The sequence below is a fragment of the Pseudomonas sp. 478 genome, from assembly GCF_003254125.1.
Lineage (GTDB): Bacteria > Pseudomonadota > Gammaproteobacteria > Pseudomonadales > Pseudomonadaceae > Aquipseudomonas.
The window spans coordinates 1-15386 of record NZ_QKZG01000027.1; the positions used below are offsets into that span (position 1 = coordinate 1).

Annotated in this window: 5 protein-coding genes; all 5 read left to right on the forward strand. The window is 56.1% G+C overall.

What is annotated here, in order from left to right:
* A partial coding sequence (locus tag DFS28_RS30295) for a hemagglutinin repeat-containing protein (protein WP_111452706.1) occupies window positions 1-10618 on the forward strand: 10618 nt, incomplete at its 5' end.
* A complete protein-coding gene (locus DFS28_RS30300) occupies window positions 10615-11352 on the forward strand; it encodes a hypothetical protein (protein ID WP_111452707.1) in 738 nt (245 codons plus the stop codon). The genes DFS28_RS30295 and DFS28_RS30300, both read left to right, overlap by 4 nt.
* A gap of 360 nt (window positions 11353-11712) precedes the next feature.
* On the forward strand, window positions 11713-12183 hold the full coding sequence (locus tag DFS28_RS30305) for a hypothetical protein (RefSeq protein ID WP_111452708.1): 471 nt from the start codon (window positions 11713-11715) through the stop codon (window positions 12181-12183).
* 693 nt (window positions 12184-12876) lie between these two features.
* Window positions 12877-13203, forward strand: coding sequence for a hypothetical protein (locus tag DFS28_RS30310; RefSeq protein WP_165934050.1), 327 nt, complete (start codon window positions 12877-12879; stop codon window positions 13201-13203).
* A 293-nt stretch (window positions 13204-13496) separates the two neighbouring features.
* Window positions 13497-15203, forward strand: coding sequence for a ShlB/FhaC/HecB family hemolysin secretion/activation protein (locus DFS28_RS30315; RefSeq protein WP_111452709.1), 1707 nt, complete (start codon window positions 13497-13499; stop codon window positions 15201-15203).
* Window positions 15204-15386 lie beyond the last annotated feature (183 nt).

Sequence of the window (15386 nt, forward strand, 5' to 3'; positions counted from 1 at the left end):
CGGCGTCATCGAGGCCGGAGTTAATGCCGACACCAGCCGCAACGCCAACGGTGATGTGAGCCTGAGTGCGCAGAATCTCAACAACACCGGCAAGACGGTGGTGGCCAGCCGTAATCTGACGGTCACTACGAGCCAGACCCTGAGCAACCAGAATGGCACGCTGAGCGCCTCGCAAACCGCCAACATCACCGCCGGGACCCTGGACAACCAGAGCAATGGCCGGGTGCTGAGCAGCGGTGCGCTGAACGTCACGGCCAATCAGGTCCTCAACACCCAAGGGGTGATCAACAGCACAGGGAATTTGACGGGCACGATCGCTCAGTTGAACAACAGCAACGGTGAAGTTTCCAGTGCCAGCATCACTCGGCTTAACGCAACCACACTGAACAATCGCAGTGGTCAGGTCCTCGGCGACCTGGGTTTGAATATCGACCTCAGTGGCGCTTTGGATAACCGCGACGGGGTGTTGGGCTCGGGCAAGAGCGTGGATCTCAAAGCCGCCAGCCTCGACAACCGCGACACCGGTGTGGTGGTCAGCGACGGCAGCCTCACCACGCGCATCAGCGGTTTGCTGGATAACCAGAACGCGGGTGAAATCAGCGCCAAGGGCGCCATCGACGTGCGCAGCGGCAGCCTCGACAACCGCGGTGGCAAAGTCAGTGGTAAAGACTCACTCACCATAAGCGGCAATTCTGCCGACAATCGCGGCGGAGTGATCCAGGCCGACAAACAGCTGAAATTGCAGATTGGCCAGCTGGATAACCGCGACAAAGGCTTGATTAGCGGCAAGGCCGGTATTGCCTATGACGGTACTCGCCTGGACAACAGTGGCGGTTTGCTCAGTGCCATCGGCGCGGTCACCCTCGACGCCGATGAAGTGCAGAACTCGGCCGGGCGGATCTCCAGCCAAAGTGACCTCACCGCCACCATTGGTCTTGTGCAACAACAAGGCGGCGCATTGGTCGCCCAAGGCAATCTGAGCCTGACCGGCACCACCCTCGATAACAGCAATGGCGGCCTGGTCGGCACCACTAAAGCGCTGACGCTTAAAGTCGACGACATCGACAACCGCGCAGGCGAGCTCTCCAGCAGCCTGTTGCTGAAGATCGAAGGTCAACGCCTGGACAACAGCGATGGAGGGAAAATTCTCGCCGCTACCGATCTGAAAATGGTCGTAGCCAAACTGATCAATCAGAATAAAGGCCTGATCGTCGCCAAGGGCGCGACGACGCTGACCGGCACCACGCTGGATAATACCGGCGGCACCTTCGACAGCCTCAAGGGGTTGGTGATCACCCTCGACGATGCCTTGCTCAATGGCCAGGGGTTGATCAGTACCGAAGGAGCTTTGACCGTCAATGCCGCCAGCCTCGACAACAGCGCCGGCAGCCTGGGCAGTGCCGGTGCGTTGTCCGTGACCAGTCGTGGCGCCTTACTCAATCTGGGTGGTTCGATCACCACCGACAACACCCTGACTCTCAACAGTGTCAGCCTGGATAACAGCCAGAAAGGCCTGATATCCGGTAAAGACGCCACCCACGTCATCACTGGCAACGTTGATAACAGTCAGGGCGGTCGCCTCATCAGCGGCGCCACCCTGGAGCTCACCGCCAAGCACGTTAATAACGCCACCGGACGCATTGCCAGCCAGCAAGCGTTGACGGCCTCGGTCACCGGGCTCGACCAGCAGGGCGGTGAACTGTTCAGCCAAACCAGCCTGAGCCTGGACCTGAACAACGGTCAACTGAACAACCAAAGCGGTCTGATCAACGCGCCGTTGCTCGTGTTGAAAAACCTCAAGGACGTCAACAACCAACACGGTGAAGTCTCCAGCGCTCAAGCCTTCAGACTGACCGCTCAGAACCTGGACAACAGCAACGGCAAGTTGCTGAGCAATCAGGGGCTGACCCTGCGTATTGGACAAGCCCTGAACAACCTCAAGGGTGTGATTTCCGCAGCATCCCTGGATAGCCACAGCGACAGCCTCAACAACAGCGAAGGCTTGATCAGCAGCCACGACCGGTTGGAGCTGACCACTGACAACACGCTGGATAACCAGAAAGGTGCGGTCATCGCTGACGGTGAACTGCTGCTCACTGCCGACACCCTGGACAATCTTGGCGGCGATATTGCCGGCAAGGCCGACGCCACCGTTCAGGTCAAAACCCTGAATAACCAGAAAGGTAAATTGATCACCACCGGTGTGCTCAAGCTGACCGCTGATACCCTCGACAACCGCCAAAAAGGCCTGCTCGGTTCCAGCAAGGCCATGACCCTGACGGTCGATGACCTTGATAACCGCGGCGGTGAAGTCAGTACCAACGCCGACTTGTCGATCACCGGCACAAAACTCGACAACAGCGATGGCGGCCAGATTTTCACCGGTCAGGCGCTGACCCTCACCGTGGATCAGTTACTCAACCGCAACCAAGGTCTGCTCAGCGCCACCACGCTGAACCTACAAGGGCGTTTGCTGGATAACAGCGGCGGCAATTTGCTCAGCGTGCAAAACATGCACCTGAACCTGACCGGTGCATTCGACAACAGCCTGGGCCAGGTCAGCAGCGAAGGTGCGTTGACTGTCAAAACCACGCAACTGACCAATACCAAGGGCAGTCTTTCCAGCGCGGACGATCTGACGCTCGACAGTGACGGCAGCATCAGCAACCAGGGCGGTGCTCTGGTCACCGATGGTGCGCTCACACTCACCAGTGCCAGCCTCGACAATAGCCAGCAGGGCAGCATCAGCGCCAAAGGCGCGGTGAAGGTCACCACTGGCGCGTTCGATAACAGTCAGGGTGGCCGACTCAACAGTGCCAGTACCCTGAATCTCGTCGCGGGCCAGGTCACCAACCAGGACGACGGCCGCATCGGCAGCCAGGGCGCATTGACCGCTTCGGTCACCGGGCTGGATCAACAGGGCGGCAAGCTGTTCAGCAATAGCAGCCTTAGCCTGGACCTGAATAACGGCCAATTGAATAACCAGAACGGATTTATCAATGCCCCCGGTGCCCTGTTGCTCAAACAACTCAAGGGCGTCAACAACCAGGGCGGTGAAATCTCCAGCGCCGAAGCCTTCACGCTGACCGCGCAAAGCCTGGACAACGGCAACGGCAAATTGCTGAGCAATCAGGGCCTGACCCTGCGCATCGCCAACGCACTGGACAACGTCAAAGGCCTGATCGGCGCTGCGTCCCTCGACGCGCGCGCCGCCAGCCTGAACAACAGCGGCGGTAGCCTGACCAGCCGCGGCGACCTCGAACTGACCGTCGACGGTTTGTTGCGCAACGATGCCAAGGGCCTGATCAGCGCGGCACAACGACTCAAAGTCGGTAGCGCCGAATTCAATAACCAGAGCGGCACGGTACTTGGCGTCAGCGCTGTCATCCTCAACGCCATGGCGCTGAACAACCGCGATAGCGGGTTGATCAACAGCCAAGGCAAGCTGACCCTGACCGCCACTAGCCTGGACTCCAGCAACAATGGCGAAGTCTCGGCCAAGGGCGATATCGACCTGACCCTGACGTCCCTGACCCAAGACGGTGGCCGTCTGCTCGGCGACAAAGCTGTCACCGTGGAGCTGGCCAACGGCGATTTCGACAATCGCAACGGCCTACTCATGGCCAAGGGGCCACTAACCCTCAAGCGCCTGCGCGATCTCAACAACCAGAACGGCGAAATCTCCAGCAACCTCGGTTTCGATGTGATTGCCCGCGCCGTGGATAACAGCGCCGGCAAGCTGATCAGCAGTCAGTTACTGACGGTCAACGGCACCAGCCTGGTCAACCAGAAGGGTCTGATCTCCGGTTGGCAGGGCCTGACTGTCAACGGCGACAGCCTTGATAACCGCGACAACGGCACGCTCTCGAGTCGCAACGGTGATGTTGCCGTGGACCTCAAGGGCGCCTTGCTCAACAGCAATGCCGGGGCATTGGTCAGCCAAGGCAGCCTGAGCGTCAAATCAAAGAGTCTGGATAACAGCAACAAAGGCATCCTCAGCAGCGCGGCAGGACAGACCCTTACCCTGGGCGAGTCCCTCAACAACAACCAGGGCGGTTTGATCGACAGCGGCGCAGCACTGGATATCACCGCCGGCGCATTGACCAACGCGGGCGGCACGATCAACGCGCAAGAGGCGATCAATGCCACGGCCACCGGCCTGGACAACACGGCCGGGAGCATCGCTGGCAATGGCGCAGTGACGCTGGATCTGCTCGGTGCATTGATCAATACCAGCGGTAAACTGGCCGGCGCCGGACCGGTGCTGATCAAGCGCGTTACCAACCTCGCTAACCAGAATGGCCAACTCGCCAGCCAAAGCACCCTGACCCTTCTGACCGGTTCGCTGGACAACAGCAACAACGGCACCATAGCCGCCAAGGACGCCTTGCAGATCACCGCCAGCGGCGCGGTACACAACAACACCAATGGTTTGATCTACAGCCAGAACGCCGGCCTGAACTTAAAAGCCGCCAGCCTGGCCAACGGCAAAGGCGCGATCCAGAGCCAGAACGGCCTGACCCTCGACGTCAGCGGCGACCTCGATAATCAGAGCGGTAAAGTCATTGCCGAGAACGGCTTGGTGATGGTCAAAGCGGCCAACATCGACAACCGCGGCGGTGTGCTGTCGAGCATCAAAGGTGCACTCGAAGCGCGAGCCGTCGGCGTGTTGCGCAACGGCTACGACCTCAACAACAACCGCCAGGGCGGAATCATTCAAGGCCAGGGCCTGACGCTGTCGGCACTGGCCGGCCTGGACAACAACGGCGGGCGGATCTCGGCGCAAGCCACCGACGCAAGCATCACCACCGCCGCGTTCGACAACCGCAATGGCGTGCTCTACGCCAAGGGCCTGGCCGGCGTGATCGGCACCAGTCTGGACAACGGTAACGGTCAGATTGCCGGTAACCGCATCGACCTCAGCCTCAGCGGTGCCCTGAGCAACCGCACCGGTATCGTTGAAAGCGACACCACACTGACCGTCAAAGCGGCTAGTGTCGATAACCAGACAGGCCGGCTTCGCTCCCTTGGCAATGCCGGCAAAACCAGCTTCCAGATCGGCGGCTTGCTGGATAACCGTAATGGCGTGCTCGAGACCGCCAACACCGATCTGACCTTGGCCGTTGGCAGCTTTCTGAATGCCGGTGGCCAACTCAATCACGTCGGTCTTGGCCGGTTTGATATCTCCACCGCCAACGTCATGGGTGCCGGAGGCGGCATCACAACCGCCGGCACCCTGGATCTGAATGCCGATACCTGGACCAATTCCAGCGTCATCCAGGCCGGGCGCTTGAACGTCAACGTCGGTAATTTCAGTCAGACCACCAGCGGCAAGTTGCTGGCCTCTGACTACTTGCAAGCTCGTGGTGGTAACTGGACCAACGATGGTCTGATCGCCAGTGATGGCGTGATAGATATGCAGTTGGGCGGCAGTTACAGCGGCAACGGGCGGATGTCGAGCGTTGGCGGTCTTTCCCTGACTGCGGCACAACTGAACTTGAGCGCGGCTTCAAGCATTGCCGGTGGTGGCGACTCCACGGTCAAGATCGGCGGACAGCTGACCAACGCCGGGCGGCTGACTTCCAATGCCGACCTGACCGTCGAAGCCGGCAGTCTTGCCAGCTACGGAACGTTGGGTTCTGCTCAAAACCTCAGCCTCAAAACTGCGTCGCTGCTCAACGATCGCGGGCTGATTTTCAGCGGCGCCGACATGACGCTGAGCGTTGGCAACTTCACTAACCAGAACGGCGATCTGTACGGTTTGCGAGATGTCGTCGTCAAAGGATACGGCGGAGCGGCCCAGGCCAACCAGGTCTCGAACATCTCCGGCTCCATGGAGAGCGGTGGCAAGTTCACACTCAACGCCGGGTCCTTCACCAACCGTACTTCGGGCGACGACGGTACGCAGAACTTTGCCCTGACGCGTACTCTGGTTTCCGGTTTCCTGGCCGTGCAATGTGGTGATTGCGTCGGCGACCATTACGACGTCAATTACATTGCCCGCGAAGTCTTCGAAGGTGGGCAGGACAGCGACACCACGGCATCCGCCTTGTTGACCGCAGGCGGTGACTTCGTCTTCAACGGTGGCGACTTCCTCAATAGCAAAAGCACTGTCAGTGCGACTGGCAACATCACAATCAATGCCAACAACCTGAAAAACATTGGTACGGTCAGCGGCAGTATCGAGCGCACACGCATCTATCGGACCGGCTCCGTCGGCGCTGGAACGGTCGGTAACTTCATGCCGCAGGTGGTGGCGTACAACCAGCACAATAATCCTGATTTTCCGAATGTCTATTACATCGACGGCACCGGGAATTTTGCCCAAGGTGTCGTTTCATCCGCCACCGAGCGTGAGAAGGGTCATGATGGCGGCACGATCAGGGTCGTCGCGATCAAGGACTCTGTGACGAACAAGGGTGTCAGCGACCTCACCCTGTCCGGGTATGCGTGGGGCAATACCAGCCCGCAATCCCAATACGATCGCAACAACCTGGTGGAACTGCCGACTGGCCTGCAGAACTACAGCCTGGTCAGTGACATTGAAACGGCGCGTGATGGTGGAAGTGTCACAGCCGGGCGCAATGCCGTCATCCAGGCCGGCGGTAACGTCTCGATCACCGCTGCTCAGGATCTGCAGAACAGTGTCATTCACCAGGACTACGGTTCCACCGGCGGCACCAATAAAGTCGCGGATACCAAGGCAAGCGGTACCGGCACCACAGTCATAAGGCTCAATAGTCAACTGCCCGCCGATCTTGCCCAGCAGCAAGTCAACCCATTGGCATTGCCGGGCTTTAGTCTTCCCACCGGGCAAAACGGCCTGTTTCGTCTGAGTACTCAGGACGCGAGCGACATCGTACCGGGTGCAGTCACCGCACATCCGTCGGGTTGGACAGTGGGCAGTGAAAACGTCAGCACCCTGGGACACGTGGTCGCTGCTAGCAGCGGTGGCCCGCGCAGCTTGTTGGTGGACGCCCCGGCGATCCTCTCCAGCAGTGATCGCGCCGTAGACCCGGTCAGACGTTCACCGACGGGGACTGCAGGCGTAGCCAGCACACTCGACGCTTCCGTGACGTCGGTCGCGGCTCACAGAGGCGGGCTCGGCAACGACATCAAATCCACAATCGGCATTCGTCCCCTGACTCGCGTCACCGGCCTGCCGGACGTGAAAGCGCCGGCCAACGGCCACAAATACCTGATCGAAACCAATCCGGTACTCACCAACCTCAAGCAGTTCATGAGTTCGGATTATCTGCTGGCCAACCTCGGCTACGACCCGGACACCAGCGCAAAACGCCTGGGCGACGGCCTCTACGAACAGCGCCTGATCCAGCAAGCGGTCGTCGCCCGCACTGGCCAACGTTACATCGACGGCCAGACCACCGACGAAGGCCTGTTCAAGTACCTTATGAACAACGCCATCACCAGCAAGGACGCACTCAATCTGTCGATGGGCGTCAGCCTCACCTCGCAACAAGTCGCGGCGCTGACCCACGACATCGTCTGGCTCGAAGAGCACGAAGTGAACGGAGAAAAAGTCCTGGTGCCGGTGCTGTATCTGGCACAAGCCGAAGGCCGACTGGGCCCAACCGGTGCGTTGATTGCAGGTAAGGACGTGACGCTGATCGCCGGTCAGAACCTCGATAACGTTGGTACGTTGCGCGCCACCAATAACCTGTCGGCGACGGCGGGCAAGGATCTGGTCAACAGTGGACTGATTCAGGCGGGTAATCGCCTGGATGTGCTGGCGGGTAATGACGTCATCAACAAGTCGGGCGGCATTCTTGCTGGTCGTGATGTGAGCGTGACTGCGACCAGAGGTGATGTGCTCAACGAGCGCACCATCACGTCGTCGGATAGCACTACCCGCTTCGCCACCCAGCATCACGATTACGCCGACAACGCCGCTCGCATCGAAGCCGCCAACGACCTCACCGTGAAGGCGGGGCAAGACATCAACATTGTCGGTGGTGTCATGCAAAGCGGTCGGGACATGAGCCTGAATGCAGGGCGAGACCTCAATGTGTCCTCGACACAGGTCACCAACAGCGTGTTCAAGGACAGCAAACACAACAGTAGCGACATCACTCAACTGGGCGCCCAGATCAGCGCCGGACGTGACCTGTCGGCCGATGCCAAGCGTGATATCAACGTCATCGCCAGCGAGATCGATGCCAAGCGCAACATCGCCATGACGGCAACCGACAACATGACCATCAGCTCGGCGGCGGATGAAGAGCACTCCCTGTCCAAGAGCAAAAAACTCACGGTCCAGGAAGATCACGTCAGCCAGGTCATGTCGGGTATCACGGCGGGCGGCAACATGAAGTTGAATGCCGGTGAGGATCTCTCCGTCATCTCCAGCCGCATTACCGCCGGCGACGAGGCGTACCTGGTGGCGGGTAACAACCTCGATATTCTTGCGGCGCAAGACAGCGATTACTCGTTGTACGACAAAAAGAAAAAGGGCTCATTCGGCGCGAAAAAAACCAAACGCGATGAAGTGACCGATGTGAAAAACATCGGCAGTGAAATCACCACCGGAGGCAACCTGACATTGGTCAGCGGTGGGGATCAGCGGTATCAGGTGGCGAAGCTGGAGAGTGGCAAGGACATTACGCTGGACAGTGGTGGTTCCATAACGTTTGAAGCGGTCAAGGACCTGCACGACGAGAGCCACACCAAGAGCAACAGCAATGCTGCCTGGAACTCGATGAAGGGCAAAGGCAATACGGATGAAACCGTGCGTCAAAGTGAGTTGGTGGCCAACGGGGCGTTGGTGATCAAGGCAGTGAACGGTCTCAAGATCGATATCAAGCAAATCGATCAGAAGAGCGTCAGCCAGACCATCGACTCCATGGTAGCGGCTGATCCCAAACTGGCTTGGTTGAAAGAGGCCGAACAGCGAGGCGATGTTGACTGGCACCGCGTGGAAGAAATCCACAAGAGTTTCAAATACTCAAACTCGGGACTCGGCGTCGCCGCGCAACTGGCCCTGGCAATCTTGCTGGCAGCGGTCACGGGTGGGGCAGGTGCCGCGTTGATGGGTGCTACGGCCGGTACCTTTACAGCAGGCTTTGCCAACGCGGTATTGATCGCGGTGGAAACCACGGCAGCCAACAGCGCCATCAGTAACAAAGGTAACTTGGGTTCAGTCTTAAAAGACACCTTCAGCAGCGAAAGCCTCAAAGGTTACGTGCTCTCCGGAGTGTTGGGCGGAATTGGCAGCAGTAGCCTGGGTTATGACCCAAGCAAAATTGGGTTCGACCTGGACAGTCTTGGCCAAGTCGTTATCAAGACCGGTGCTGATACCGTGGCCCAAACTGTCCTTCAGGGCGGCAGCCTGGGCGATAACTTCGTCGACAACCTGCTGGGTGCCGTCGTTAATATTGGCGGTGCTATTGCGGCCAATAAAGTCGGCAACCTGAATCTGATCGAAGGCAGCCCGACCAAGATCGCGGCCCACGCACTAGTCGGTGGTTTGAAGTCGATGGCCATGGGCGGCGACTTCAAGACGGGAGCATTGGCAGGGGGAGCTAACGAAGCTCTAGTGCAGTACCTGGCGGACTTGGTGCTGCCCGAAGGCTACGATCCGAGCATGCCGGGGGCCGACCAAGCTAAAGCCAACTTGTTAGCGATGTCGCAGTTGCTCGGCGTACTCACAGCGGTACTTTCAGGCAGCGATCCTACTATTGCCGCGAACATTGCCGCCAATGCCACTCAGCACAACTACCTGAATCATTCAGATCTTGATCGGGCAGCAAACGAGTTGGTGGGTTGCGGAAATGATGCCCAATGCGTCACCAAGGCATACACCTCGTATCGCGAGTTGAGCCAGCATCAGGAGATGGATGCGTTGGTCCAGTGTGGTCAGGATCCAGCAAACTGCGGGCGCATCGCGAATCTTGTCGCCAAGGCGCAAGCTGATACTGAACATTTCCGAGACCTGATCGCCTCTGCATCACCCGAAGCCCGTGAGGCTTATAACCTGCTGATTGCGGAAAACGATGGCTTCCAGAATCTGCTGGCAGGTGCTACCACTGAGCACTCGGCAAGTGCGGTTGCGGATATCCTTGTTGAAAAGTGGGGGATGAGCCCCGAGCGCGCTGCAGCTGTTATGGCAGGCACTATGACTCTTGCGGCTGGATTGGCTGCTGTCCGGGTTATACGCACCGGTAAGGATCCGACCAAGGTTGTTCCCCCGGCAGTGGATAGCCCATCCGGTCCAACAAAAAACCTCGCAGACGTCTGGACCCTGAAACCGACTGAGCGGGGTTCCACCATCGAATCGTACCTTGCTAAAAATGACTATTCACCTGAAAGCGGCTGGTACAACGTTGGCGCTGAAAGAAATGGATATTTTCCACTGGTCGATTTCCAAAACGGTAACACGCTTGTTAGTCTGAAATCGGTAGACACCACAGGTACAACATGGCTGAACCGTATGCAGGATCACATTATTGATCTAGGAACGAACGGAGCAAAAGTGAACGGTGTTCCAGCCAGTATGGCGCTTGATCTGCGTGTTCAGCCGGGGGGGGCGGCGGCTGCGAAGTCGCTTATCGAATTTGGTCGAGAGTATAACGTGACAGTAATTGTCAAGGAGTTTAAGTGAAAGATAAAAGGCCGGAGAAGTTGAAGTTTGTTTTTGCTGCCGATTCGATAAGCGGCGAGCAGGTATTAGCTACCTTTATCGGCGCGTTAAATAAACTTGGCTTGCCTACGGTTTTTTCGATGCATGGAGTTGACGTTGGTGTGAAGGCACTTGAAAAAAACATATCGAAAAAAAAGTCCTGGCCTAGCGGCGTGGTATCGAACGGACTTGAACTTCGATTCGGCATCCTGCCTGCCTTAGCCCACAGCTTTCTGACCATACAAGAAGCAGGTTGTGCCAATAAGATTGCTTGGGAAGAACTGGTCGCGCCTTTTCTAAGTGTCAAAGGTCTTATTCAAGCGTGGATTTCAGATGTCGAATATGATTTTTGGCAAAATGCGAAAGACCCTATGGAGTACGCGTGTGCTGGACGCTCTTTTTCACAGCTTCCTCAAAAAACAAATGGTCTGCCTGCGCCTTTGACTCAAATGGAAATTGATACTTCTGGGAATCCCGGACGTATCGAACTTCGGCAAGGGTACGTAGAGGCCATTGGAAGCACTATGTGGCTGAGTGATTTGTTTTGGGAGAATGTCGGAAAGAATAGAGCGTCTACTTTATTATTGTTGAGGGCACAGGGTTTTATAGTTTTCGAAGGAGCTGAGTTTGTTAAAGTTGTTGCGTCAGAAAGCTGCTTTCATGACGATAAAACAATAGAAAGGCAACGTACCCTCAGAGGGGTTTTGTTTGATTGAGACTGGTGCGGATGTGTAAAGAAAAAATGTTAATGGAGCAGATATATTTATTGCTTGGTAGTTCGATCATTAAATAAATCTGTCCCCTTATGCCTTATAACTTCAAGGGCCTATTCAATAAAGTGTTGCTTGGAATATAAATCAATTAAAGACCGAGCAATCTTTGCTGTAATCAATTCATGAAGGATTTCTGGAGGGGCACAATATTTTTCAGAATATTGGAAGGCTAGCTACTGATACTTCAATTTGGTCAGATTCCATTGTTGGTGCCAATGGTGGGGTGTCTATTTTTGACTATAAGTCTTGGGTGGAGTTTGGTTGCAAATTACTGGGGTACTCTAAGAGTCAAGGTTGTGTGCCATGAGTGGAATCATTTATCCTCGTCATAAAGTTTTTCTGGCTTTTTTTCTTTGTCCGCTAGTACTTGGATTCATTGCCGGAATTATCAGAACAGTAGCAGTGGTCGCTGAGCTGGTGAATAATCCAAAATTGTTGGGTTCGGTGAGGGGCATTGAATTACTGTTAATGCCGTTTTTAACCCCTCTTTTCATACAATTAGCTTACTTTTTGCCGTTTCTGGGTTACGCATTGGCGATTGCATTAATTAAAGTCAAGAAAACACCGCGTAATTGTATGGTGGTTTCTTTTTTTGGAGGTTGTATAACAACGTTGTGGGTATTGTTGTTTATTTCGAATGTGGTGCAAAATATCAAGGGGGCTCAATACTCAGACTATGTTATTGAGCTTTTGATACTGTTCGTCGCATCGATGGCTACCTGTTGGTTAACGGCCTATTTCTTTTTGCCTGAGGGGAGTTATGTCGAAGATTAGATGTGGTAGGGGTGTTGGGATAGCATTGGATCGTTGATTGTGGTCTGTCCGACATTGCTTCCACAGTAGAAAATAGAAAAGGGGACGGATTTATTTTTTGGCTTGTGCAGAAAATAAATCTGTCCCCTTTTTTTGAAAGGGGTTACTGGTAAGGCTGGTGATTTTTATAACGAGGCTACAAGTGAGAAATAGAAGTATCATTGCGAAGTTAATAATGTTTCTGGATTGGCCTGTATGGTGTTTTCGGTGTTCTGTTTGATGTCGCTAGTGGTTTCCGGCAGTGGTAGTGGCGTTGATTTTGCTGGTATATACGATGGAGTTCAACAGTGTGTTCATATGGCTGGGGCTGCCGTTGACTGTATTTTTGAGCTTGCGATGGTTTTATAAAAACACTGCTTATGTGAAATTGCTTCTTGATAGTTGATATGTAAAAAATGGGACAGCCCCTGGATGAGAGAAGGAGACGGATTTATTTATTTGGCTTGTCCAGAAAATAAATCTGTCCCCTTTTCTCCACAATGAGCTGATGCAAATTCTTCCGCTACTCGAACCGCATCGTACCGAACTGCTCGGTGTCGTGGTCGAGTAGACCTACAACTGGTATTGGCTGGTCGATGGCCTCAAGGCAGCCGGATCTTTCAATGGGGGCCGGCCGGTTACCATCGACTTCAAGAACGCCCCGGGAGGTGTTTGATGGTGCAGGAACAGGATTTGTTGCAAGAGATCGGGCAACTGTTGGTTGACGCAGGCCCCGAAAGTGCCAATGTAATTGTCGTAAGAGCCGAGTTGTATCCAGAAGGTGACACTTGTAAGTACGAATTCGACTATGTCGATAGTAGCGACAAGACTGATTGGTTCAGGCCGCCCGCTCGTGCGGTAGGCGATTTAACAGAACTTTTGGTTAAGTTAAGAAATGGATCGCTTTTAAGTGGAGAGGTTGTTTGGACGAAATGTGAAATAAATTTCGATGTTCTGCGTAATAAGCTGAAGATCAATTACGGATATGACGAGATTGTTTGAAAGGCGGGGACATCCCCTGAGGGATCCCCACAAATCTACTCCAACGCCTGCGCCTGTTGATGGGGGATAAACGGGGCAGACCACATTTATCCTGAGAAAGAGGCAGTGCTTTTTCGATTCAACGTGTTCTGTCCCCGATTTTCGCGCTGTCCCTCACGTTGCAAGCGCCTGGTTTAGCCAGCCCCCGTCGTCAATTACCTATTTTCGAATGGATCCATTCATTGACGCCAGAATAGTGGCCATCTAATATCGCGCCACTATTTTGCTATCAGTCTCCATTCGAGGGATCGAACATGTACCCACCCGCCCTCGTGGCGAGGTTGTGCCTGGCTTTGCTGTGCCTTTCTCCGCTTAATCTTGCTCACGCCGCCCCCACCCCCGGTGAAACCGATCTGATCCGCGAACGTCAGGATCGCTTGCTCGAAGAGCAACGTCGGCGTCTCGAAGAACTCAAGGAATTACCCGGCAAGGAAGTCAAGCCTGCAGCACCGACGGCGCCCGCTGATACCCGTTGTTTCCCCATCAAGGACATCGAGCTCAAAGGCGCCGACAGTCTCTCGGACAGCGATAAAAATCACCTGCTCAAGCCTTATATCGGTCAGTGCCTGGGCGTCACGCAGCTCAACGAACTGCTGAAAGTCATCACCGATTACTACATCGAAAAAGGCCTGGTCACCAGCCGTGCCTACTTGCCGCAGCAGGATTTGTCCGGCGGGCATTTGAAGGTGCTGGTGGTCGAAGGCAAGCTCGAAGGGTTGAAAGGCGCGGAGGGCAGCAAGCTGTCGGACCGCGAGTTGGGCATGGCTTTTCCCGGCAAGACGGGCGAGTTGGTCAACCTGCGGGAAATCGAGCAACTGGTCGATCAGCTGAACCGCTTGCCGTCGAATCAGGCGCAGATGGAGTTGGCGCCGGGCAAGAACGTCGGCGGCAGTGAAGTGCTGGTCAAGAACACGCCGCAGAAGCCTTGGCGTGCCGGGTTGTCCCGCAGTAATGACGGCCAGCGCAGCACCGGCGAGCAGCAGTGGGGCACGACGTTTGATTGGGACAGCCCGCTGGGCCTGGCCGATCAACTGATGTTGCGCGGCGGTCACGATGCCATGACCGATCACCAGCACACCTCCAACAACGCGATGCTCAATTACAACCTGCCGTGGGGCTGGTGGAACTTCAATTACACCTACAGCCAGAGTGAATACCGCTCGCAGGCTCAAGCCAATGGCTTCAATTTCAAGCAGACCGGCGATAGCGAAAACCATCAGCTGCGCGCCGAGCGGGTGATCCACCGCGATGCCGTGAGCAAGACATCCCTCAGCACTGGTCTCTCTTACCTGCGCACCAACAACTTCATCGAAGACAGCAAGCTCAAGCTGAGCAGCAACCGCATCAGCGAAGCGCAGTTCGGCATCAACCACGGTCGGCGGATCGGCAGCGCGTTCGTCAACATTGACCTCGGCATGCAACAAGGCATCGGCGCGTTCGATGCGCAGGGCAACGGTCACCCGGGCCCTGGCGAACCGAATGCGCGCTACCGCAAATACACCGCCACTGCGAGCTACCTGCAACCGTTCAGGGTATGGGACGAGTCGTTCAGTTTCAGCAGCCTGATGACTGGCCAGCGCAGTGAAGACGTGCTGTTCAGCCCGCAGCGCACCAGCCTCGGCGGGCAGTCGTCGATCCGTGGTTACAAGGATCAATCCTTGTCCGGCGACAGCGGCGGTTACTGGCGCAACGACCTGCGCTGGACCCGCCCGGTGACGCTGGAATGGCTGCGCCCGGCGTTCGCCGAGTACGGCACCAGCCTCGGCTACGACCAGGGCGTGATCCGTGGCGATCGCTACAACGGCGATCAGCACGGGCGCATGTCCAGCAACTCGGTGGAGTTGTTTGCACGCGGTCAGCACCTGGCCGCCAGCGTGACGTTTGCCCATTCCCTCGAACGTCCGGACACCCTGACCGAGCGCGAAGCGCCGATCTATTTCCGCGTGGATTTCTTCCTCTAAGTTTTGCTTTAACGAGATTCAAATCATGGACGTTCGTCATCACGCCTTCCTCGCGCGTCAGCCTTCTGCGGACCTGAAAACCCGCGAACACTTCTGGGGCATGCCCAAACGCGGGTTGGCGTTCCTGTTGGCCAACGTCATGTTCTGGCAGCCGATGTGGGCGCAGGCTGACGGGATTGTGGT

What these genes read in the sequence shown, in the direction of transcription:
- DFS28_RS30315 (WP_111452709.1), top strand. Translation starts at nt 13,497, where the DNA reads ATGTACCCACCCGCCCTCGTGGCGAGGTTGTGCCTGGCTTTGCTGTGC.
- DFS28_RS30310 (WP_165934050.1), top strand. Translation starts at nt 12,877, where the DNA reads ATGGTGCAGGAACAGGATTTGTTGCAAGAGATCGGGCAACTGTTGGTT.
- DFS28_RS30305 (WP_111452708.1), top strand. Translation starts at nt 11,713, where the DNA reads ATGAGTGGAATCATTTATCCTCGTCATAAAGTTTTTCTGGCTTTTTTT.